22 protein-coding genes and 1 pseudogene are annotated in these 22,362 nt (G+C 36.9%); 12 read left to right on the top strand and 11 right to left on the bottom strand.

Annotation, left to right across the window (positions count from 1 at the left end):
* Position 1: 1 nt before the first annotated feature.
* A complete protein-coding gene (locus CWS20_RS13700) occupies positions 2 to 1,216 on the top strand; it encodes a M20 metallopeptidase family protein (protein ID WP_066189594.1) in 1,215 nt (404 codons plus the stop codon).
* Positions 1,217 to 1,260: 44 nt separating this feature from the next.
* On the opposite strand, the gene CWS20_RS13705 is transcribed toward CWS20_RS13700, so the two are convergent.
* The 5 genes from CWS20_RS13705 to CWS20_RS13725 form a co-directional block, all read right to left on the bottom strand.
* The gene (locus tag CWS20_RS13705; protein WP_066189592.1) at positions 1,261 to 2,055 is read right to left on the bottom strand and encodes a DUF4097 family beta strand repeat-containing protein; all 795 of its coding nucleotides are present in this window, start codon (positions 2,053 to 2,055) and stop codon (positions 1,261 to 1,263) included.
* Positions 2,048 to 2,605: a DUF1700 domain-containing protein gene (locus tag CWS20_RS13710; RefSeq protein ID WP_066189591.1), complete on the bottom strand. Its 558-nt coding sequence runs from the start codon at positions 2,603 to 2,605 to the stop codon at positions 2,048 to 2,050. Before CWS20_RS13710 ends, CWS20_RS13705 begins: the two co-directional genes overlap by 8 nt.
* The gene (locus tag CWS20_RS13715; protein WP_066189588.1) at positions 2,598 to 2,921 is read right to left on the bottom strand and encodes a PadR family transcriptional regulator; all 324 of its coding nucleotides are present in this window, start codon (positions 2,919 to 2,921) and stop codon (positions 2,598 to 2,600) included. Before CWS20_RS13715 ends, CWS20_RS13710 begins: the two co-directional genes overlap by 8 nt.
* A gap of 188 nt (positions 2,922 to 3,109) precedes the next feature.
* Positions 3,110 to 3,526: a hypothetical protein gene (locus CWS20_RS13720; RefSeq protein WP_101226326.1), complete on the bottom strand. Its 417-nt coding sequence runs from the start codon at positions 3,524 to 3,526 to the stop codon at positions 3,110 to 3,112.
* Positions 3,527 to 3,635: 109 nt separating this feature from the next.
* Positions 3,636 to 4,472 (bottom strand): SGNH/GDSL hydrolase family protein, encoded by an 837-nt coding sequence (locus CWS20_RS13725; protein WP_066189583.1) that lies wholly within the window; start codon positions 4,470 to 4,472, stop codon positions 3,636 to 3,638.
* A gap of 269 nt (positions 4,473 to 4,741) precedes the next feature.
* Here CWS20_RS13725 and CWS20_RS13730 point away from each other — a divergent pair, with 269 nt between their 5' ends.
* From CWS20_RS13730 to CWS20_RS13765, 8 genes are all read left to right on the top strand, one after another.
* Positions 4,742 to 5,179: a MarR family winged helix-turn-helix transcriptional regulator gene (locus CWS20_RS13730; RefSeq protein ID WP_066189581.1), complete on the top strand. Its 438-nt coding sequence runs from the start codon at positions 4,742 to 4,744 to the stop codon at positions 5,177 to 5,179.
* Positions 5,180 to 5,335: 156 nt separating this feature from the next.
* The gene (locus CWS20_RS13735; protein WP_066189575.1) at positions 5,336 to 6,892 is read left to right on the top strand and encodes an ABC transporter substrate-binding protein; all 1,557 of its coding nucleotides are present in this window, start codon (positions 5,336 to 5,338) and stop codon (positions 6,890 to 6,892) included.
* A gap of 69 nt (positions 6,893 to 6,961) precedes the next feature.
* Positions 6,962 to 7,879 carry an ABC transporter permease gene (locus CWS20_RS13740; RefSeq protein WP_066189573.1) on the top strand — a complete coding sequence of 306 codons (918 nt, stop codon included), beginning with the start codon at positions 6,962 to 6,964 and terminating at the stop codon, positions 7,877 to 7,879.
* Between the two features lie 10 nt (positions 7,880 to 7,889).
* Positions 7,890 to 8,798: an ABC transporter permease gene (locus CWS20_RS13745; protein WP_066189571.1), complete on the top strand. Its 909-nt coding sequence runs from the start codon at positions 7,890 to 7,892 to the stop codon at positions 8,796 to 8,798.
* 3 nt (positions 8,799 to 8,801) lie between these two features.
* Positions 8,802 to 9,818, top strand: a complete 1,017-nt coding sequence (locus CWS20_RS13750) for an ABC transporter ATP-binding protein (RefSeq protein ID WP_083957127.1) — start codon at positions 8,802 to 8,804, stop codon at positions 9,816 to 9,818.
* Positions 9,787 to 10,797 carry an ABC transporter ATP-binding protein gene (locus tag CWS20_RS13755; protein WP_066189566.1) on the top strand — a complete coding sequence of 337 codons (1,011 nt, stop codon included), beginning with the start codon at positions 9,787 to 9,789 and terminating at the stop codon, positions 10,795 to 10,797. Before CWS20_RS13750 ends, CWS20_RS13755 begins: the two co-directional genes overlap by 32 nt.
* Entirely contained in the window at positions 10,778 to 11,956 is a 1,179-nt protein-coding gene (locus CWS20_RS13760) for a M24 family metallopeptidase (protein ID WP_066189563.1), read from the top strand. The genes CWS20_RS13755 and CWS20_RS13760 overlap by 20 nt, the downstream gene beginning before the upstream one ends.
* Positions 11,957 to 12,022: 66 nt before the next feature.
* Positions 12,023 to 12,868: a M55 family metallopeptidase gene (locus CWS20_RS13765; protein ID WP_066189560.1), complete on the top strand. Its 846-nt coding sequence runs from the start codon at positions 12,023 to 12,025 to the stop codon at positions 12,866 to 12,868.
* Positions 12,869 to 13,384: 516 nt separating this feature from the next.
* Here CWS20_RS13765 and menC read toward each other — a convergent pair.
* The 6 genes from menC to CWS20_RS13795 form a co-directional block, all read right to left on the bottom strand.
* A complete protein-coding gene (gene menC / locus CWS20_RS13770; RefSeq protein WP_066189558.1) occupies positions 13,385 to 14,509 on the bottom strand; it encodes an o-succinylbenzoate synthase in 1,125 nt (374 codons plus the stop codon).
* 30 nt (positions 14,510 to 14,539) lie between these two features.
* Positions 14,540 to 15,541 carry an ABC transporter ATP-binding protein gene (locus CWS20_RS13775; RefSeq protein ID WP_066189555.1) on the bottom strand — a complete coding sequence of 334 codons (1,002 nt, stop codon included), beginning with the start codon at positions 15,539 to 15,541 and terminating at the stop codon, positions 14,540 to 14,542.
* A complete protein-coding gene (locus tag CWS20_RS13780) occupies positions 15,522 to 16,538 on the bottom strand; it encodes an ABC transporter ATP-binding protein (RefSeq protein WP_066189551.1) in 1,017 nt (338 codons plus the stop codon). The genes CWS20_RS13775 and CWS20_RS13780 overlap by 20 nt, the downstream gene beginning before the upstream one ends.
* 86 nt (positions 16,539 to 16,624) lie before the next feature.
* On the bottom strand, positions 16,625 to 17,533 hold the full coding sequence (locus CWS20_RS13785) for an ABC transporter permease (protein ID WP_066189548.1): 909 nt from the start codon (positions 17,531 to 17,533) through the stop codon (positions 16,625 to 16,627).
* Positions 17,534 to 17,544: 11 nt separating this feature from the next.
* Complete coding sequence (locus CWS20_RS13790; RefSeq protein ID WP_066189545.1) at positions 17,545 to 18,495, bottom strand: ABC transporter permease; 951 nt, start codon at positions 18,493 to 18,495, stop codon at positions 17,545 to 17,547.
* A gap of 60 nt (positions 18,496 to 18,555) precedes the next feature.
* Entirely contained in the window at positions 18,556 to 20,118 is a 1,563-nt protein-coding gene (locus CWS20_RS13795) for an ABC transporter substrate-binding protein (RefSeq protein WP_066189543.1), read from the bottom strand.
* A gap of 147 nt (positions 20,119 to 20,265) precedes the next feature.
* On the opposite strand from CWS20_RS13795, the pseudogene CWS20_RS28690 reads away from it, so the two are divergent.
* From CWS20_RS28690 to CWS20_RS13805, 3 genes and pseudogenes are all read left to right on the top strand, one after another.
* A pseudogene (locus tag CWS20_RS28690) lies at positions 20,266 to 20,460 on the top strand (MurR/RpiR family transcriptional regulator); the annotation flags it as partial.
* An 18-nt stretch (positions 20,461 to 20,478) separates the two neighbouring features.
* Positions 20,479 to 21,096 carry a MurR/RpiR family transcriptional regulator gene (locus CWS20_RS13800; RefSeq protein WP_241504184.1) on the top strand — a complete coding sequence of 206 codons (618 nt, stop codon included), beginning with the start codon at positions 20,479 to 20,481 and terminating at the stop codon, positions 21,094 to 21,096.
* Positions 21,074 to 22,222, top strand: coding sequence for a M20 peptidase aminoacylase family protein (locus CWS20_RS13805; protein WP_066189538.1), 1,149 nt, complete (start codon positions 21,074 to 21,076; stop codon positions 22,220 to 22,222). Before CWS20_RS13800 ends, CWS20_RS13805 begins: the two co-directional genes overlap by 23 nt.
* The last annotated feature ends 140 nt before the right edge of the window (positions 22,223 to 22,362 follow it).

Raw genomic sequence — 22,362 nt, forward strand, 5'->3', positions numbered from 1 at the left:
GATGCTAGAAAAACTTTATTCTTTACTAAAAGACAATTACCCTGAAATGGTAGAAATCCGCAGACATTTGCACCAATACCCGGAGCTATCCTTCCAAGAAGTGACAACACCTAAATTTATAGCAGAATATCACGAAAAACTTGGACATGAGGTGCGGACAGGTGTCGGCGGCAGAGGTGTAGTCGCTACTCTCCGTGGCGGCAAGCCAGGGAAAACGGTAGCTTTAAGAGCTGACTTTGACGCCCTTCCAATCCAAGAGCAAAATGATGTCCCTTACAAATCTAAAAATCCTGGCGTTATGCACGCTTGTGGCCATGATGCCCATACAGCTACACTGCTCGTACTAGCAAAAGCTTTAAACCAGCTGCAAGATGAAATCGCAGGAACGATTGTCTTTATTCATCAGCATGCGGAGGAATATATGCCAGGCGGCGCCATCGCAATGGTTGAGGACGGCTGCCTTGATGGCGTCGATGTTATTTTCGGCACGCATATTTGGGCAACAAGCCCTGTTGGCGAAATCGGCTACCGCTCCGGTCCATTGCTTGCTGCTGCCGACAGATTTCATATTAAAGTCCAAGGAACAGGCGGACATGGCGCACAGCCTCATTTGAGCAATGACAGCATTGTCATCGCCTCCCAGCTAATCGTTAACCTCCAGCAAATTGTCAGCCGAAGAGTTGATCCGCTTGAAACAGCCGTTTGCTCAATCGGTGAATTTGATGCCAAAAATGCCTTTAATGTCATTGCTGATTCAGTCCAATTATCTGGTACAGTTAGAACATTCAAGGAAGAAATCAGAAACAAAATGGATCGTGAAATTAGAAGAATTGTCGAAGGAACATGCCTTGCTGCGGATGCAGAATTCACTTATGAATATGTGAGAGGCTATCCGGCAACAGTCAATCATCCGGCTGAAACAGAATTCATTGCTAGTCTCTCTCCGCAAGTTCCCGGAGTGAAAAATACAGTTGAACTGCCACCGCAAATGGGTGGCGAGGATTTTGCATATTATCTCGAAAAAGTACCAGGCACCTTCTTTATGACCGGTGCAGAAATCGCTGATCGCGAAAAAACTTATCCTCATCATCACCCAAAATTTGATATTGATGAGAAAGGATTATTGGTCGCTGCAAATGTTTTAGGAACAGCTACAGTTAAATATTTAGAGGAACAAGGGGTTAAATCTAAAGAAATGGTAGGAAGCCAGGAATAACAATCACAAAAAAAAGGATGACCATTTACACGGTCATCCTTTTTTCAATTGCCTACTTCAATGCTTCCGTTGCTTGTTTTCAGGCGAATCATCGTTTCTCCATCTCCAATTACCTGATTGCCCTCGTTTTTACCGAAAATATTTATTGACCCATTATCTGTATTGGCTATAAAGGTTGCATTTTTGACCTGATTTCTTGTCTCAATACGTATTTTCCCATTTAAAGTTTTTAAATCGTTTGGGAAAACGATTGTCGGTACCTTGACATCGATTGCACCGTTGGCGGTTTGCGCTTTCAGCTCACCCTGTACATTCTCCAAAAGCAGTTTGCCGTTGCTTGTTTTGGCCGTAATCAGATCTCCCTTCGTTTCATTTAAGTGGATGTATCCGTTATCCGTCTCGACATTGATTCCCTTTATCTCCATATCTTGAATTTCTATTTTCCCATTGTTATTGTCAATATTTATTTGTTCATATTGCCTTTCTGGCATAGAAATAGTTAAGTTTATCTCTCTCGTTAAAAAATCAAAAGTAAACAGCTTAAATCTATCTTCTTTCAATTCTATTTCAAGCGTGTCATTCCTTACATCGGATGTAAAAGAAAACATCTCTTCGTTTTCTACAACGCCATCAACATTAATTTTAGCTGTCTTTTCTTTTGTTGGCAGCACTTTTATTTGAGCATTATCAGAAATGACATTGATATTATTAAACTCATCCGTCACTTCTGCATTTTTGCTTACGGTATCTGCACTCATTTTTTTATTAAACGTAAACAGAACCCCTGCTAATCCCACGACAATCAACAAAGAAGCAATGATAACAAAACGTTTATTCATTTTTTAAACCTCCCTTCACTAAGGAAACATTAAATGATAAATAGCGAATAAAACCTTGCAAAACCACCTTCGTTACCCATTTCATAAAAGCGAAAATAAAGAGCCCGATGCCGCATAGTAATAAGGATGCAAAAAACTCAAAAGCACGAAAACCAGAAAATACGGCAGCATCGATTGCAAATAATAAAGGTGAACCTATAAAGGCAATACTAGTAATCCATCCGGAAAAAACTAGCGCTACTAAAGCAATAAATGGAGCAAGAACAATGACCAAGTTAAAAAATCCAAGACCTATAACCGCCCAAGTTGCCCGAAAAACATTACCTGCATTCGCTTTGTCCTCCACGATTCCAATATGATAATTCGCGTTGATTTCCTTTGCAATGACTTGGGGAGAGCCTAACGAAGCAATGATTTCTTCATCTGTTTTTCCCTCTTCATTGCCAAACAAAAAATGGTCTCGATAATCCTGCAAAAGCTCGGTTTTCTCTGCCTTGCTCAGCCCTTTTAATTCAGCTTCAAGCGCAGATAGAAATGCCTCCTTACTCACGATGAACACCTTCTTTAATTAAATTATTTACACCTGCAGAAAACTGGTTCCACTCCTCCAGCAGCTCCTGCAAATAGCTTTTGCCTTTAGCCGTCAATTGGTAATACTTCCTTGGCGGCCCTTCCGTGGACTCCTGTAAATACGTTGTGAAATACTCTTCTTTCGTAAGCCTTCTTAACAGCGGATAAACAGACCCTTCTGAGATTTGAATCTGGTCAGAAATCTTTTGAACCAATTCATATCCATATCGGTCCTGTTTATCCAAAAGCACAAGAACACAAAGCTCCAGCACACCTTTTTTAAACTGTACGTTCATGTTTGAACGCCTCCCGCCCACTACTATATAATGTATAGTACTAATCAATAAACCTTAGATATCCATAATATAACATCTACTACTGTTCATTGCAAGGTACTAAACAATATTTTTTTCAAATGATTGTTTTACGCAAAAAAGAAAAAGCAATCAAACGTTTGATTGCCTTTTTCTTTAGAGCAAGATTTCTATACAATCTCAATCTTTGTCCCATCACTATCCTTCTGCACCTTCCAGTTAGGCGACAATATTTTTTCAACCTCATGCAATTGTGCATTATTCAGCTTCAGCCCCGATAATCCATTGCCAGTTAATGTATAGTCGCGCTCTTTCTCTAATTTAAATTTCATGCTCAAAATTCTTTGCAGACCAGGGTATGTAAGAAATTTAATTTGATAGCCCTTTTGAAGAATCGATTGAAACCTCTGCTCGTCTTCATTAGCAAGTACAGCAAGCTGTTGAAAATCGAAGTGTTCATTTATTTTTGACCAGGATTCCGTTTCGCCAGCTTTTGCTTTAGTTAGAATTTCTTGATTGGACAGGCCATTATTTCTTAAAGTTTCAATCATGTAGGCTTCCATTAACGTTAGTTGATTGCTTATCAAATGAATCGCTCCGTTCTTTTTTGTTTGTTTATATTATCTTAGATTGATTAAGGATAAGCTAGAGTAAAAAAACCTTGTATGCGTTCATACAAGGTTTTTCAGATGGATTCTATTGTTTATTAGACGATAGATCTTGTTTTTTATTAAAATATTCATTCATAACTTCAAACCATAGTCGATAGCCCAAATCATTCGGATGAACGCCATCATACAAGGTCTCGTTTAGTTCGAGGCCGCGACCTTGTATTTTCTCTTCCATTCCTTTGTAAACATCCACAAACTCCCAATCTTTAGATTCAATATATGATTTAGTTTCCTCCCGATAATCTTCATAAGTTAGACCTAAAGCATTCTCAACTTCACCTTGTTGCATTACAGAACATGGATTAGGGGAGATAAATATGACCATCGAATCTGGTGATTCCTTATTTATTTTCGAAACGACCGTATTGATGGCAGCAATCGTATCATCCATACTAACATTCTTTGCATAACTATTTACAACAGACGTCTCTATTATTACTAAATCCGGACGCTCGCTAACCAATTCATCTACTTGGCCATCCTCTACCAACATATTTAAGGTATAACCACTTTTAGCAAAGTTTGAAAAGTGTAACTCATTTGCTATGGACATATTCTCTTCCTTAATTTGCCTCTCTAATTGATTAAACCATGAAAACATAGGCAGGCTTGCTCCTTTCCCTCGAGCTACACTGCTGCCTATTAATGCCACATTCGCCTCATCGCTAGTTAATACTTTATAGCGCAGATATTCCTTCAGCGAGATTTCATTTCCTTTTTTAGGTGTGATCGTTTCTATGATTTGCTTTTCCGCATGCTTATCTGCAGGTACTTCAGTGCTTTTCGCACTTCCATTTACCCAATAAAAGACAGAAACAGCAATAATGATAATAATCACGAATGGAATAATGATCTTTTTCATAACCTTTCAATTTCCTTTCTGTAAAAGACAATTGATGCAATAATTTTTAAATACCCTCCAATAATTTAAATAATCATGCTGGCTTAATAAAATAGCAATTTGATCCAACTTTTTGCAGCTTCTCACGGAATTTTGGTTTCCTTCCTCTTTTTTATTCCACGATAACTATTACATTTATTAACAAAAATAATTACTTAAAATATAGTTGACAAAATCAACTATTAATCATAAAATTTATTTAATTTTATAAAAAGAGGTAATTTTCAGATATGTCAGATAAAAATATCCAAGAAATTAAAAAATTCAATAGGTTTTACACAAGAGTAATGGGCTTGTTTAATTTATATACCGATAAAAGTCCTTATTCCGCAACAGAGGCATTAATCTTATTTGAGATTAATAGCCGGGAGAATTGTACAGCGGCCTTTCTGTCAAATTATTTTAGTATCGATAAAAGTTATATGAGTAGAATAATTAAGCATTTTGAAAAAGAAGGTTTAATTACAAAAGAAATCTCTAAGGAAGATAGAAGAGTTCAGCATCTTCATTTAACTGAATTAGGGATTTCCACACTAAACTCACTCGCTAATAGAGCAAGCGGAAATGTTGAAACAATGATTGAAGGCATTCCGGAGGAGCAAATTGATATTTTAATTGATTCCATGGAGAGTATTCAAAAAATTTTATCCCGCATTAACGAGCAGTAAGACATCCTCTTCAAGTCTACCAAGGGAATCATAAAGGATAATTGCCGATAACCGGCCGTAAACGCCGAGTGGTCTAACTAACCACCAGTGAGGATTTAAGTCCCCGCTGGTGGAAGTTTCACTTATATAAATATATTTAATAGGGGGTTTTGAAAGATGAAAAAGAACATGTTTATGCTGTTAGCGTTTAGTTTAGTGCTCCTCCTCTCTGCTTGTACATCTGGAACAGCAGGGGACTCCAGCGAGTCTAGTGTAGATGGGAATGATCCAACTTCACCTAAAAAAGACAGTTTAGTCGTTGCATATGAAGCAGATGCAGCCACACTGATGGCAAATATCGATGTGAACTATGTGACTGACGCGCAAATTAGAAATATATATGACCCTCTAATTGACCGCGACGGAAAAACTGGAGATTTCGTCCCCGTTCTGGCTGAAAGCTGGGAAAATGTCGATGAACATACATGGAAGATTCAATTAAAGGAAGGTATCAAGTTCCATAACGGAGCTGACTTCAATGCCGAAGCTGCCAAATATAGCATTGACTTTATTTTAGATGAAGCGAATCAATCATTTTACAGATCACGCTGGGTAGACGTTAAAGAGGTGAAGGTGATTTCTCCAACTGAGATAGAAATCATTACTTCTAAACCCTTCCCTAGTTTAATTCAAAGAATTGCTGAAGATTTATTAGTCATTGAGCCAGGCTATGTAGAGGAAGTTGGGCTTGACGAAGCAGCTAAAAAGCCTGTTGGAACAGGTGCATATAAATTTGTCGAGTGGTCTAGAGACAACTACTTAAAGTTAGAAGCCTTTGATGAGTACTGGAAAGGCAAGCCTGCAATTAAATCATTAGAATTCCGATACATTCCTGAATTTAGCGCAAGATTATCTGCATTCCTTAGCGGAGAAGTGGATTTATTTAAAAACATTCCCGTTGATTCTGTTGATAGCATTACAAATGATGACCATTCTAAAGTGGCCGAAGTTGCTTCTGCTCGTATTAACTATTTAGCACTTAATAACTTCTATGAAGGTCCACTTCAAGACGAAAAAGTACGGCAAGCAATCAATTATGCTGTTGATGTTGACGAGCTATTAAATGGTGTACTAAATGGCCATGGCACAAAAATGACTGGTCCGCTTTCTCAAATCAATAATGATTACACTGAAACTGCCGAATATGGCTACGATGTAGAAAAAGCGAAAGCACTTTTAAAAGAAGCTGGTCATGAACCGGAATCGTTAACACTCACATTAGATACACCAAATGGCCGTTATCCGATGGATACTCAAATCGCTCAAGCCATTGCTTCACAACTGCAAAGAATAGGCATTACAGTAAACGTCCAGACAAATGAATGGGGCAATCATCTTGAAAAAATCCGCAATCGAGAGATGAAAGACATGTTCATTTTAGGTTGGGGACCAGCCTTTGATGCACAGTCAACAGTTGAAAATCTATTTACCAAAGTCGCACCGTACAGCGGTTTTTATGATGAAGAATTAGAAAAGGAAATCTATAGAGTAAACCAATTATTCGATGAACAAGAAAGATTTGACGGCTTTAGTGACCTTCAGCATAAATTAGTAGAAAAAGCGGCCTGGGTTCCACTTTGGCAGCAGTCTGATTTATATGCTGTTCGCAAAGATTTGAAGTTCACTCCGCGTGTTGATGAAAAAATCCAGGCATACGAAATGTCCTGGGAATAATAGCCGAAAAAGGGAGGGGATTTTCTCTCCCTTTTCATCTAAATTACTGGACCTAAAGGGGAGCTAGGCATGCTTGATTTTATTATAAAAAGACTTTTACAAGTAATCTTAGTCGTCTTTTTAGCATTAACAGCCGTTTTCTTTCTCATTCGTTTATCTGGTGACCCTACAGCATTATTCTTGCCGCCAGATGCACCTAGAGAACAAATTGAAGAATATAGAGAGCTTTTAGGATTTAACCGCCCCCTTCAAGATCAATATGCAGACTTTATGGTGAACGCTGTGCAAGGTGACTTTGGGGAATCACTTAGAAGCCAAGAAGATGCACTTCAGCTTGTAATCGATCGGCTGCCTGCAACCTTTCAGCTGGCGATTGCAGCATTAATTTTATCACTTGTTATCGCTATTCCATTAGGCGTCTTATCTGCATATAAAAGAAATTCCTTCTTTGATCGCATCGGAGTCGGGCTAACAGTCTTAGGGCAAGCAGTACCAAACTTTTGGCTAGGTTTAATCCTGATTTTCTTTTTTGCAGCACAATTAAAGCTCTTGCCTACTGGCGGGGGCGGAACATTGGTTCATTTAATACTGCCAACTATTACTCTCGCAACCTATAGTATCGCAAGATTCACCCGCTTCACTCGTTCATCGATGCTGGATATTCTGCGCAAGGACTATATCAGAACGGCAAAAGCGTCAGGTGTTCCTACTTTTCCATTGGTTGCTAGATTCGCATTAAAAAACTCATTAATTCCAATCATTACATTAATTGCACTTGATCTCGGCACTTTGCTTGGCGGAGCAGTCATTACGGAAGTTGTTTTTGCCTGGCCCGGCATCGGCAGATTGCTTATGCAGTCACTGATGAATAGAGACTTTCCAATTGTATTAGCAGCCGTTTTTATCATTGCCTTAATCTATGCCATCATTAATTTCATTGCGGATATCTTATATGCATATGTAAACCCGCAAATTAGAGTGAAGTAGGTGATTTTCTGTGTCAGCAAATTTAGAAAAAGCATTTCACAACGAACCTGCTGCAAAGATAAAAAGCAAAAAAGAATCTAGCATCTATCGCTTCTTTGCCAATCTTTTTAGAAGCTGGACTGGCACTCTGGGATTCATCATTATTCTAGGCCTATTATTTATTAGTATATTTGGTCCTTGGATTACACCATACGATCCACTTTATGCAGACTTTAGCAAGAAGCTTCTTCCACCAATGACAGACGGCCATCTGCTTGGAACTGATCAATTAGGAAGAGATATTCTTTCCAGAATTATTGTTGGTGCGAGAGTATCAGTCATTATCGGCGTTTTAACGGTTGTCATAGCTGGCATTTTCGGTACGGTTGTCGGCATCATATCCGGTTATTTTAGAGGATGGGTTGATGTTGTTTTAATGAGAATTGTTGACGTGCAATTAAGCTTCCCATTCATTTTATTAGTTCTTGTCATTAATGCTATCATCGGGGCTGGCCTAAGAAATATTATTATCTCTTTGGCGATTGGCGGCTGGGTAATCTTTGCCCGGATGATAAGGAGCGAAGTGCTTGCCCTTCGTGAAAAAGAATTTATTACAGCTTGTGTAGCAACTGGCGTATCGCGTTTTGAAATCTTATTTAGACATATCCTTCCTAATCTATTTACGCCGCTAATTATTCTGGCATCACTTCAAATCGGTACATTTATTATTGCTGAAGCGTCTGTTAGTTTTCTTGGCTTTGGCGTTCAGCCCCCTGAGCCAGCTTGGGGAAATATGCTGAATGAAGGAAAAGATTATATCTTTAGTTCATGGTGGCTCATTACATTCCCTGGGATTGCAATTATTATTGCCGCACTAGGTGTAAACCTTTTTGGCGACTGGCTTCGAGATACACTTGATCCAGAATTGAAGGGGGAATAGTCCATGTCAGAAAAAATACTAGAAATAAATGACCTCCGCGTGCAATTTAAAAATGGAAAAGAAAAGGTTCAACCGATCAGAGGGGTCAGCTTTCACATTAACAAGGGTGAAACACTTGGCATTGTCGGGGAGTCAGGATGCGGAAAAAGCGTTACATCACTTGCCATTATGGGGCTTCTCCCTGATAAAACGAGCGAAATTGCTTCTGGAAACATTTTATTTAACAATCAGGACCTTTCAAAATTGACTGATAAACAATTTCGCAAGCTTCGCGGCAATGATATCTCTATGATTTTTCAAGAGCCAATGACTTCATTAAATCCAGTTTTTACAATTGGAGAGCAATTAAAGGAACCATTAAGAAGACATAAAAACATGTCAAAATCTCAAGCAAGAAAAGAGATCATTTCTATGCTGCAACAGGTGGGTCTTCCTAGAGCTGAGCAGTTGATTGATGAATATCCACATCAGCTTTCTGGCGGTATGAGGCAAAGGGTCATGATTTCACTCGCACTGCTTTGCAAGCCGCAGTTAATGATTGCTGATGAGCCAACTACTGCACTTGATGTAACAATCCAAGCACAAATATTAGACTTGCTAAAGAAGCTAAAAGCTGAGAGTGATATGAGTTTAATGCTCATCACTCATGATTTAGGCGTTGTAGCAGAAATGTGCAACCGTGTAGTTGTGATGTATGCAGGTGAAGTCGTTGAAGAGGCTGAAGTAAATGATTTATTTGATTCACCTAAGCATCCATATACAAAAGGGCTGATGCAGTCATTACCATCTAACAATGACCGGAAAAGCAAGCTGTTTTCAATTAAAGGGCAGGTCCCGAGACCTTCAGAAATTACTGGCGGATGTGCTTTTGCCAACAGATGTCCACATGTTCTAGAACGCTGTGTAAAGGAAACGCCACCTTCTTTTACACATCAAAACCATTTAAGTAAGTGCTGGCTGCAAGATACCTCTTATAAGGAGGTGAATCATGATGAAACAAAAGGTACTGCTATCCGTTAACAACTTAAAAAAATATTATGATATCCCGCAAGGACTTTTCAAGGAAAAAATAATTGTTAAGGCCGTTGATGATATCAGCTTTACGATCACCAAGGGGGAAACTTTTGCTCTAGTTGGCGAATCAGGGTGTGGAAAGTCAACTACTGGAAGAACGATACTTAAATTAACTGAACCAACTGGTGGAAGGATTATTTTTGATGGAAATGATATTGCTGCTCTCCCTTATAAAAAAATGAGAACATTAAGAAATCGAATGCAGATGGTTTTCCAGGACCCCTATGCATCTTTAAACCCGAAGAAAACGGTTAGAGAAATTCTCACAGAACCGCTTAGAGTCCATAAAAAATTCGATCATGACACACGACTAAAAAAGGTAAAATCGATGCTTGAGATTGTGGGCTTATCTGAATATCATTTAGACCGCTATCCGCATGAATTCTCCGGCGGGCAAAGACAAAGAATAGGCATTGCCCGGGCAGTCATTCTTCAGCCGGATTTTATTATCGCAGATGAGCCTGTTTCTGCACTCGATGTTTCAGTTCAATCACAAGTCATTAACCTTATGCTTGAATTACAAAAAGAATTTGAATTAACTTATCTATTTATCTCACATGATTTAAGCGTCATCCAGCATATGACTGATCGAGTAGCCGTCATGTATTTAGGCAAAATCGTAGAAATAGCTAAAACTGAAGATTTATTTACTAATCCGAAGCATCCTTACACAAAGGCGTTGTTATCCGCAGTCCCAATTACTCATCCAAAAGAGAAAAAGGAAAGAATCATATTAAAAGGCGATGTCCCGAGCCCAGCAAACCCACCTTCCGGCTGTACCTTTCATCCCAGATGCCCAGCTGCTTTGGACATATGCAAGACGCAAGCACCAAAGACATCGGAACATGGAAATTCCCATTCAGTTAGCTGCCATTTATATAACAAAATTGAGGAGGAAATACCCCATGCTATTAGCCATTCCTAAAAATGAATTTCAACAAAGGCAAGAAAGATTTATTGAAAGTTTAAACGAAAACAAATGTGAATCTGCTGTTTTATTTGCTGTGACAGATATCTTTTATTTAACAGGCTTTCACTTCCATCCAACAGAAAGACCAATTGGACTGTTTGTAGACCCTCAGCATAAGTTCCACTTATTTTTGCCAGAATTAGAACGTGAACACGCGGAGGAATACAGTGTAATAGACTTTGTTCATTCATACAAAGAATATCCTGGAACGACTCACCCAATGGAATCATTAAAAGAGTTATTACTAGAATACCAATTTGAAAATAAAACCGTTGGCTATGATTCGATTGGATACGGTTCTTCTATGGGCTATCGTGGATCTTCCATCGACCAGCTAATCAATGTGAAAGCATTCGTTTCTTTAAAAGGAATGATTGAAGAAATGCGATTTGTTAAATCTGATAATGAAATTGAATTGATTAAGGAGTCCTGCCGCTGGGGGAATCTTGCCCACCGACTATTACAAAAGTATACAAAGGCTGGTTTAAGCGAAATCGAAATTACCAGTAAAGCATCAATGGAAGCCACTATGGCAATGATTGAAACTTTAGGACAAGATTACAAGCCACACGGAAGCACTGCTTTTGCTATTTTCAGAGGACAAATAGGACCAGAATCTGCATTCCCCCACGCCGTAACACAAAACATCATATTATCAAAAGGAGATACGCTCGTAACTGGTGCCGCAGCAAGTGTGTTTGGCTACACGAGTGAACTTGAGAGAGTCATGTTTGTTGATGAATATACGAAAGAACAAGAGAGATATTTTAATCATATGTATGAAGCGCAAGAAGTTGCCTTCTCTGCTATTAAGCCTGGCATCCCTTACTCCGCAGTTGAGGAAGAGGTGCAAAAATATTTTAAAGAAAATGGCCTCACAGAGCTAACGCGGCATCACACCGGACATAATATTGGTTTGCTAGGACATGAAGCCCCATTTTTCGATTTAGGAGACCATACGGAAATCAAACCGGGAATGGTCGTAACTGTCGAGCCTGGCATTTACGTACAAGGATTAGGCGGGTTCAGACACTCCGATACAGTGCTAGTAACAGAAAACGGCATCGAAATGCTTACTTATTATCCAAGAGATTTGGCATCCCTTATTTGTTAAAATTACATGCACTTGGATCAACTTAGATCCAAGTGTTTCTATTACATCGAAAGGAAGTCCTTACTTATGAAAATATTTATCTCTGCAGATATTGAAGGAATTTCAGGCGTAGCAACCATCCAGCAGCTTGTAAACAACGGAGAATACCAGCGTTTTCGCAAATTAATGACCGCTGAAGTGAATGCCGCGATTCGAGGGGCTTTTAAAGGTGGTGCAAATGAAGTCGTCGTTGCTGACGGTCACGGAAACATGTCCAATATTATTATCGAAGAATTGGATCAGCGCGCACGATTAGTATCAGGAAATAACCGGGTGATGTGCCAGCTAGAGGGGCTCGATGAAACATTTGACGGCATTATTTTCATCGGCCATCACGGACGTGAAAGTGCCACGAATGCTGTAATAAGCCATACATTAGCAGGCATCTGTGTAAAAGAAATGAAAATCAATAACCGGATAATTGGAGAAACAGAAATGAATGCCTTCGTAGCAGGAAGCATGAATGTCCCAGCTTTATTCATCAGCGGTGATGACCAATACATAGAAGAAGTGAAAGAAACCTTACCCGATGTCGAATCTGTCGTTGTAAAATACGCAAAAGACCGACTAGCCGCCGAACTGATTCATCCAGAAGTTGTCCGAAATGAAATTGAAGAAAAAGTAGCCTCTTCTCTCAAATTAGCAAACACGATGAAGCCATTAAAGCTTTCCGGACCTATCACTTACGAAATAGAATTTAAAGGTCCGCAGCAAGCACATATGACATCTACTATTCCGAGCGTAACCATGCTAAGCCCTACAAGAATTACGTTCACCTGTAAAGATATGGTTACAGCATACAAGCATATGTGGGGCTGTGTCATCATAGCCATGGCTGCTACGAATGGGGTTTTGGGAAGTGCCAATGCTTAAAATGACGCTAATTAAGTAAATCATCAAAAAGGTAAAGAAGATATGAGTATTTTGACAAACTCTTCATATCTTCTTTTTTTTGACTATTGAAAGTCTAACTTAAATAACAATATCCAAACCAATCTCAAAAAACACACTCATTGACCAATGCGTCATGATCACTAATAAGAAATTCACATAAATCCATTACTGCCTTATCAACTGAATCCGTTCATATCCAATTTAAATGAAGAGCAAGTATTAGATATAGATTACTTGCCGCTTGAACTGTATAAATTCAGTGTATTAAGTCCTCCGGCTTCATTGTCATATTAATGAGAGTACTAAAAAATCAAAGGCTTCACATCTATTCAAACAAGGTGTACATATTGTTTTATGTACAGAACATTAGAGTGAATATAGATTAGAATTAGAAAGTGGCCAATTGACACTGTTAGATGTTGAGGATGAAGGTATATTAAACTCTATCAGAGCTGCCGTTCAAACATGTCAGAGTTAAATTTTTTTCGCATATTTCTATACTACATATTGATCCCTAAACAGTTCCTTTCTCTCCAGTGTATATTTATCTAATAGACTTTCTTGAGGAGAATATCCTATCCCTGGTAAATGTGGTATTTTTATTAATCCTTTTTCTACTATGACTTCTGGAGAAATAATATCTTCATACCAATATCTTGATGAACTGGCTGTATCCCCTGGTAATATGAAATTTGATAAACTTGTAATAGCTATATTATGTGCTCTCCCTACACCTGATTCAAGCATTCCTCCACACCAAACTGGTATACCATGAATTTCACAATAATCATGTATCTTCTTAGATTCGGTTAATCCACCGACTCTACCAATCTTTATATTTATGATTTTACAACTGCCAAGTTCAATAGCTTTTCTTGCATCGTCTAAAGAGTGAATACTCTCGTCTAAACATATCGGTGTGTTAATTACTGATTGTAGCTTTGCATGATCAACAATGTCATCATGCGAAAGAGGTTGCTCTATCATCATTAAGTTTAGTTTATCTAACTCCTTAAATACTTCTACATCATCAAGTGTGTATGCAGAATTTGCATCAGCCATCATCCTAATATGTGGAAAAACCTCTCTAACTTTCCTTAGAGTAGATACATCTTGTCCGGGTTTAATTTTTATTTTAATTCTCTTATACCCTTTATTTACATATTTTCCGACCACGCTTATTAGTTCATCTGTTGTTTCTTGAATACCAATACTAATTCCAACCTCAATAACATCTTTATTTCCTCCGAGGGCTCTTGATAAAGTGATGTTTTTTTCTTTAGCATATAGGTCCCATATTGCGCCTTCCAATGCTGCCTTTGCCATGTTATTTCTTCGGATAGGCTTAAAAAGTTCTCTAACTTTGTCTGGATGATGTATCTCATTATGATCGTATAAAATAGGGATTAAAAAATCCTCCATAATATGCCAAGCAGTTTTTACTGTTTCTTCATTATATAATGGTTTGGATGTAACTACACATTCTCCATATCCAACATGATGATCTCCATAAACCTCCACTAGAATAAACTCCCGTTCAGTTTGAGTACCGAAACTGGTTTGAAAGGGGTCTTTTAACTCTAATTGCATTCTTCTTAATTTAATTTTTTGAATTTTCACTTTTACCAACTCCCACTTATAATATTTTTACTAGTGATAAAGATGACATGCTACTTGATGTCCAGTATTTTTTTCCTTTAATTCTGGTTTAACACTTTGGCATTCCTCAATTGCATATGGACAACGAGTATGAAACACACATCCAGATGGGGGGGATATAGGCGAAGGTATATCTCCCTTAATAATTATTCTCTCTTTTTTTATACTTCTATCTGGAATAGGAATTGCTGATAACAACGCCTTTGTATATGGATGTAGAGTATTAGTAAATAACTCATCCGTTGTAGTTATCTCCACCATATTTCCTAAGTACATTACACCAATTTCATCTGCTATATGACGTACTACGCTTAAGTCATGTGATATAAATAAGTAAGCTAAATTGAATTCATCTTGTATTTCTTCAAGCAAATTTATAACTTGAGACTGTATAGAAACATCTAATGCAGACACTGGTTCATCAAGAACAATAATGGATGGATTTACTGCTAATGCTCTTGCAATTCCAATCCTCTGCCGTTGACCACCCGAGAATTCATGCGGAAACCTAAAATATTGATCTTCTCTTATTCCCGTTTTCTTTAGTAAATCCATTGCGCGATCCATTCTTTCAGATTTAGAACCAATACGATGTATTTCCATAGGTTCTTCAATGATAGCGCCTATCCTTTTCTTTGGATTTAAGGAGGAATGTGGATCTTGAAAAACCATTTGCATTTCTCTTCTTATACTTTTTAATTCCTTACCTTTTAGCTTAAAAATGTCTTTTCCTTTATACATTGCTGTTCCATTTGTAGGTTCAGTTAGACGTAACATTGTTCTACCTGTAGTTGATTTACCACAACCAGATTCACCTACTATGCCCAGTGTCTTTTTCTGATAAAGATTAAATTCTATATTCTCAACTGCCTTTACATATCCCTTTGTTCTACCAAAGGGTGATTGAATTGGAAAGTATTTTTGTAATTGATTCACTTCTAATAGAGGAGTTGTATGTAATTCTTCTTTTCCTTTAGATAATTGTGGTTGCATTATTCTGAACCTCCTCTTTTAGTAATTGTCGATAATTCCAACATCTTACCTTTTGATTATCTTTAATCACTTGAAGAAGGGGTGCTTCATTAAGACATTCTTCTGTTGCATAGGTACATCTTGGGGCAAATCTACATCCATTTGGAATATTATTTAAAGATGGAACAACGCCATTAATTGTATGTAGCTTTTTATTTCTATCTCCATCAATTTTTGGAATTGATTTTAATAATCCTTTTGTATAAGGGTGCAGAGGACTTGAAAAAAGCGTATCCACATCTGCTTCTTCTATTACTTGACCCAAATACATAACAACTACACGTGTACATACCTCTGCTACGACCCCCAGATCATGTGTAATCATTATTACACCCATGTTTAATTCTTCTTTTAGTTCATTAATTACATCTAATATTTGTGCTTGAATAGTGACATCTAATGCAGTAGTCGGCTCATCAGCTATTAATAAACTTGGTTTACAAGAAAGTGCCATAGCTATCATTACCCTTTGCCGCATTCCACCTGATATTTCATGGGGATATTCATGAATTCTCTTTTCAGGTGAGGGAATTCCGGTAAGTTTAAGCATATCTATTGCCTTGTTATACGCTTCTTTTTTCTTCATTTTCTGGTGAATCATAATAGTTTCAGCAATTTGATCTCCTATAGTATACACAGGATTAAGTGATGTCATAGCATCCTGAAAAATCATCGATATTTTATTTCCCCTTATTCCCAACATTTCCTCATTAGTTAGTGACAAGAGATTTCGTCCATTAAAATTAATTTCCCCGTCATATTTTGTATGCTTTTCATTTAATAGTCTCATGATGGATTCTGCAGTAACACTTTTCCCACATCCAGATTCACCGACTAATCCTAAAACCTCTCCATGTTTAACATTAAATGTTACACCATCCACTGCAGTTACGGGGCCACTTTCAGAAGAAAAGACCGTTTTCAATTCATTCACTTCTAATAAGTATTGATTTCCCATTATCCATTCACCCCAATTGCTTGATATTCTCACAAATTATTAAGTTTCATTATTCCTTTTATCTACCTCAAAACATTTGGGATATATCACTTTATCGATTTATTTGAGTGAGGATCTAATAAATCACGTAGCCCATCACCAAAGAGGTTCAATCCTAATACAGCAAATACAATAAACATTCCTGGGAAAATCGTCATCCAAGACGCATTAAAAATTACTATTTTTCCATCCAGTAAAATATTTCCCCAACTTGGATTAGGTGCAGGTATTCCAGCTCCAAGAAAACTTAAAGATGCTTCTAAAATTATTGCGATAGCAAAGATATACGTTACCTGAACAATTAAAGGCGACAAAATATTTGGTAGTATATGTTTCCAGATGATTCTCCACGAACTTGCACCTTGAGACTTTAAAGCCTCTATATACGTTTGTTCTTTAACCACTAACGAAGAAGAACGAACAACCCTTGCAACTACTGGTATTTTCGCTAGAGTCACAGCTATAACAACATTAACTGGCTGCGGACCAAGAACGGCCATAATTGCTACAGCAAGCAAAATATCTGGAAATGCCATTAGCGCATCACAAACTCTCATTAAGATATGATCTAATAAAGAGTAGTATGAAGCGTATAATCCGATAATCAAGCCTACGATTGCAGTAATAACTGCTACGGATAAGCCTACTGTTAGAGAAACTTGTGCTCCATTAGCAACCCTGCTAAATAAATCTCTACCAAAATTATCTGTACCAAACCAGTGCTCTGAACTTGGAGGTTGCAATCTATTTGCATTCTCCATTGCTAGAGGTGAGTGCGGAGTAATTAATGGTGCAAAGAGTGCAAAAAGAGTTAAAAATAGTAAAATAATTGTTCCTATCAATACTGATTTATTAAATAAAAACCGCTTAACTAGCAGTCTTCTTCTTTCCAACTTTGTTTTATTCTTTAATTTAGAAATATTAACATTATCGATTGCTGTCGTCTTCAGTTCCATTCTAATCCCACCTATTTCCGATTTAGCCTAACCCTTGGATCAACAACTCCATATAATAAATCTATCAATAGATTTAATGTTAAATAGGTTAATGCAATAATTAATATTGTGCCTTGAATGACTGCATAATCTCTTCTAGTAATAGCATTCATTACTAACTGGCCAATTCCAGGCAAATTAAAAACAGTCTCAGTAACAACAGCACCAGTAATTAAGGAACCAAATGTTTCCCCCAGGATGGTTAATATCGGAATAAAGGCATTCCTAAATGCATGTTTATAGATTACAACTCTCTCTCTTAATCCCTTTGCTCTTGCAGTTTTAATATAATTTGTGGATAGAATATCTATCATTGATGTCCTTGTCATTCTTGTAATTACCGCAGCTTGAATAGCTCCTAATGATAAGGCAGGTAAGATTAAATACTTTAAATGGTTCAGTATACCGCTACTTAAAGATTCATAACCAGCTACAGGTAATATTTGAAGTTTCACTCCAAACACAAGCATTAATATTAGTGCCAGTAGAAAGCTTGGTATCGACATACCTAACATTGCTATCAACATAAAAGTACTATCAACACTAGTGCCTCTTTTCCTAGCAGCTAAAACTCCAATAGGAATTGCTATAAGAACAGATACACCTTGTGCTAATAAAGCTAATGATAAGGTAGGACCAATATGACTTATAAAAGCTTCTAATACTGGCATATTCATATATAATGAAGTACCCAAATTACCTTGTAGAATATTTGCTGTCCATTGGAAAAATTGTTGATAGATAGGAAGGTTTAGTCCTAGCTCACTGCGGAGATTATCAATTTCCTCCGGGGTAGCATCCGGTCCCAACATTACTGAGGCTGGATCTCCCGGAATAAAATGAATTAGGAAAAACACAAAAATAGCCACTAAAAATAGTACGGGAATCATCGATAGTACCCTTTTAATGATGTATGCCTTCACATTTGAGCCCCCTTCCCTTTACCCCTATAACTTTTATAGGGGTAAATTAAATAGATTCTATTAGTTTTTAGTTACATTCCAAAAATTCGGGCCTAAAAAGTTGGTAAAGCCATTCAATTTTTCTGCATATCCCGATACTCGAGAGTTTTTCCCTAAATTAATAACCGGTAAATACTCCCACAACTCTTGATGTAATTCGTTATTTAACTTCTCTATTTCATTTTCATCTGCATTCTTTATTTTCTCTAACAATTGATCCAACTCTGGGCTATTTGTCCATCCTGCCCATTCAGTTTCTGAATTCAAAAAAACATATTGATTAGGTGTTGTTGTTGTTGAGAATCCGGTAAAGAATATATCATAATTAGAAGGATTGTCTCTACGTTCTAATAAAGTAGGCCAATCGTATACATCCAGCTTTACATTCATTCCTAGCTTTTGTAATTCTTGTTGAGTTGCAACTGCAGCATTATAATGATGCTCATAATCACGGCTTGTCAATATTACTATTTCTTGGCCATTGTAACCTGCTTCCTTCAATAAATCTTTTGCCTTATTGATATTTTTTTGGTTGTAATTTTCTTTACCTGTTTCGCTATACCAAGTTGCTTGACTAGGTAAGAATAAGGCAGAATCCAACTCATAATAATCAGAACTAACAAATGCTGCACCCATTATTTCTTCCATATCTAAAGCATAATTGACTGCTTGACGGGCTTTTATATCTGAAAAAAGGCCTTCCTTTTTATTAAAAATTAACGCTTCAATTCCATAAGACCAAACATCAACTACTACCCCATTTGAATTTTCTAGTTGCGGTATAGAATCATAGTTAATCATATGTGCAAAATCATATTGACCACTCATAAGTCCATTTACACGTGTTGACGAATCAGGAACAAAGTTCCAATTAATAGCATCAACTAACGCTTCTTTCTTACCGCCTAATCCACTTGTTGGTGTAGTTACCGTTTGATATTCATCGAACTTTTCATATTTAATTACTTCATCTTGTTTCCATTCAACAAATTTAAATGGACCAGTACCAATATATTCTGTTACCCCGGTTGCCCCAGCACTCTTAGCTATTTCCTTAGGCATAATAGCCGCAATACGACTTATATCTGCAAGAAAGTACATTGTAAGTGAAGAAGGCTCTGATAAATGTAGCTCAACAGTATTATCATCAACAGAAATCCATTCATGCTCGCCTAATTCAGGCATTTTAGTTCCCCACTTATTCATAGATGCGATTACATCATCAGCATCCATTGTTTCACCATTATGAAATTTAATATCTTTTCTTAAATTAATTGTAATAACCGAACCATCATCATTTTGTTCATATGATTCTGCGAGTTGGGGAATTACTTCATAGTTTTCATCTAAAGTTACTAGGGCTTCATAAATCACTTTAGCTGCATCACGAGTAGCTTCTGCCGTTGTTTCGTGGGGATCAAGTGTTTGTGGCTGGGTAGGATATGCAATGTTTAAAGTCCCTCCAGACTGTGGCTCTTTATTGCCTTCACCAGAGGAAGAACTCGCATCGTCAGAGTTACAACCTCCCAAGAGTAAAACAACTAATAACAAACAAAAATAAAAATACCTTCTCTTGAAAAACATTTATTCAACCTCCTATTCTAAAAATTAAAAATTTTTATTATTTTTTGAAAATTATAACTTGTTTCCTTTTCATAGTAAAGTGTATAATTCAAATTAATAAAAAATAATGTAAAAACTTCAAAAGGTGATGATACTATTCCAAGTTATATTAAAAAGACTGAAGAACAATTCTCTCAATTAACAAAGGGGCTTAAAAAAGTAGCAAACCATCTATTACAAGATCCGACCATATTCGCTATACATCCAGCAAAAAAAATTGGTGATATTATCGGTGTAAGTGAAACCATGGTCATTCGATTTTGCATCTCAATTGGATATGATGGTTTCAGTTCACTGCAAGATGATATAAGGAAAAGCCTAATGACCTTAAGTAGTGATGCATCAGATATATGGACTAGTCAGGATAATGATTCAAATTTTATCGTTGAGGAGATTAAGGAAGATATTAAGCTTTTAACAAAGAACGCAAAAAAAATAAATATCGAGAACGCACAAGAAGTTGTTGATACCATAATAAACAGCGAAAAAATTATTATATCTGGATACTACCAGTCATATAGCTTTGCCCATTGGTTATTCTTTAATCTCAATTACATTTTAGGAAACACATCCTTATATCGACCTGAAATCGATGCTCGGGTACTAGAATTCCTACCAAAAAAATCTAGTGTCATTCTATTTTCGTTTTATAGATATGCTCTGGATACTATTAGATTGGCAAAGGATGCAAAAATGAAGGGTATTAAAATTATTGCTTTTACTGACTCAAGGGTTTCTCCAATAGTGGAATATGCAGATCATATTATTTTAGTAAGTCTCGAGAACGCATCTATATTTAGAAAAGGACCTGTCACCTTATCAATTATTAATTCACTGTTATATGAAATTATTAGAAGAATTGATGGAGTTGAAGAAATATCTCCCACATTTAAATACTTTATAAAGGAGAATCAATATGATAAAAAAAGCGGAGACTAATATATTAAAAGTAGTTGAACAAAAAGTAATGGATAGCTTTGTTCACTTACATAATCATCCCGAAATTAGCTGGGAAGAAACTGAGACTACGAAATACATAAAAGAAATCTTAGTAAACAGTGGATGTAAAGTGATAGAATTCGATGATTGTACGGGGATTGTTGGTGAATACGGGAACTTTAATAATAATCTTCCCATCGTAGGTATTCGTGCAGACATGGATGCCTTATGGCAGGAAGTTAATGGCGTTTTCCAACCTAACCACTCTTGTGGCCATGATGCTCATATGGCTGTTGTATTAGGCGTTCTTTGGAGGCTTAAGGAAACCCCAGAGTTAGCAAAAAGAGTAGCAATAAAATTTATCTTTCAACCGGCAGAAGAAAAGGGTTCCGGTGCCTTAAAAATGGTAGAAAAAAATATAATTGAAAACGTAGATTATCTATATGGAATTCATTTGCGCCCAGTTCAAGAAACAAAACCAGGCAGAGCAACTCCAGTAATTATTCACGGTGCAACCAAAATGTATAATGTAGAAATAATTGGGGATGATGCACACGGAGCACGTCCACACCTTAACCATAATTCTATTGAAATTGCTGCACAAATTGTTAATATGATAAGTCAAATACATCTAGATCCTCGAATCCCTCACTCTGTTAAAATGACTAAACTGCATGCTGGTGGTAAAAACACTAATATTATTCCTGGAAATGCTTTGTTCTCCCTAGACCTCAGAGCTCAAAACAATGAACTTATGGATAAATTAGAGATAAAAGTTAATGATATTTTTCAATCTATGCGTAATCTATATGATTTAGATATTAAAATAACAAATATAGACGGGATAGTTGCTGCTGTAACAAATGATGAAGCAATCAATATTATGAGAAAATCCATTATTGAAACGCTTGGTGAAGAAAAACTCGATATACCGTTAGTTACACCTGGCGGAGACGATTTCCATTTTTACACAGTGAAAAAACCTGATTTAAAAGCAACTATGCTAGGATTAGGATGTAACCTAAAACCCGGTTTGCATCACCCAAAAATGAAGTTTGAAGAGAAATATCTTATAGATGGGGTTAATATTTTGTTTAAAGCATTGTTAAACACTTATAAAGTGTAGTTATAGCATATTAGGTATACACAATATTAAAAATTGTATCCACGGTAAAATTACCAATTATTAAGTAGATTAAAATACCTTATTGCATTCATGATTCTCGTTTTTTCTCTTTGGCAGATGCTATCCTATAAAAAATATAA

Source organism: Cytobacillus horneckiae, from assembly GCF_002835735.1.
Classification (GTDB): domain Bacteria; phylum Bacillota; class Bacilli; order Bacillales; family Cytobacillaceae; genus Cytobacillus; species Cytobacillus horneckiae.

Excerpts from the sequence above, each read along its gene's own strand:
- CWS20_RS13700 (WP_066189594.1), top strand. The coding sequence starts at position 2 with ATGCTAGAAAAACTTTATTCTTTACTAAAAGACAATTACCCTGAAATG.
- CWS20_RS13705 (WP_066189592.1), bottom strand. The coding sequence starts at position 2,055 with ATGAATAAACGTTTTGTTATCATTGCTTCTTTGTTGATTGTCGTGGGA.
- CWS20_RS13715 (WP_066189588.1), bottom strand. The coding sequence starts at position 2,921 with ATGAACGTACAGTTTAAAAAAGGTGTGCTGGAGCTTTGTGTTCTTGTG.
- CWS20_RS13725 (WP_066189583.1), bottom strand. The coding sequence starts at position 4,472 with ATGAAAAAGATCATTATTCCATTCGTGATTATTATCATTATTGCTGTT.
- CWS20_RS13730 (WP_066189581.1), top strand. The coding sequence starts at position 4,742 with ATGTCAGATAAAAATATCCAAGAAATTAAAAAATTCAATAGGTTTTAC.
- CWS20_RS13735 (WP_066189575.1), top strand. The coding sequence starts at position 5,336 with ATGAAAAAGAACATGTTTATGCTGTTAGCGTTTAGTTTAGTGCTCCTC.
- CWS20_RS13740 (WP_066189573.1), top strand. The coding sequence starts at position 6,962 with ATGCTTGATTTTATTATAAAAAGACTTTTACAAGTAATCTTAGTCGTC.
- CWS20_RS13750 (WP_083957127.1), top strand. The coding sequence starts at position 8,802 with ATGTCAGAAAAAATACTAGAAATAAATGACCTCCGCGTGCAATTTAAA.
- CWS20_RS13755 (WP_066189566.1), top strand. The coding sequence starts at position 9,787 with ATGATGAAACAAAAGGTACTGCTATCCGTTAACAACTTAAAAAAATAT.
- CWS20_RS13760 (WP_066189563.1), top strand. The coding sequence starts at position 10,778 with ATGCTATTAGCCATTCCTAAAAATGAATTTCAACAAAGGCAAGAAAGA.
- CWS20_RS13765 (WP_066189560.1), top strand. The coding sequence starts at position 12,023 with ATGAAAATATTTATCTCTGCAGATATTGAAGGAATTTCAGGCGTAGCA.
- CWS20_RS13775 (WP_066189555.1), bottom strand. The coding sequence starts at position 15,541 with ATGCAACCACAATTATCTAAAGGAAAAGAAGAATTACATACAACTCCT.
- CWS20_RS13780 (WP_066189551.1), bottom strand. The coding sequence starts at position 16,538 with ATGGGAAATCAATACTTATTAGAAGTGAATGAATTGAAAACGGTCTTT.
- CWS20_RS13785 (WP_066189548.1), bottom strand. The coding sequence starts at position 17,533 with ATGGAACTGAAGACGACAGCAATCGATAATGTTAATATTTCTAAATTA.
- CWS20_RS13795 (WP_066189543.1), bottom strand. The coding sequence starts at position 20,118 with ATGTTTTTCAAGAGAAGGTATTTTTATTTTTGTTTGTTATTAGTTGTT.
- CWS20_RS13800 (WP_241504184.1), top strand. The coding sequence starts at position 20,479 with ATGACCTTAAGTAGTGATGCATCAGATATATGGACTAGTCAGGATAAT.
- CWS20_RS13805 (WP_066189538.1), top strand. The coding sequence starts at position 21,074 with ATGATAAAAAAAGCGGAGACTAATATATTAAAAGTAGTTGAACAAAAA.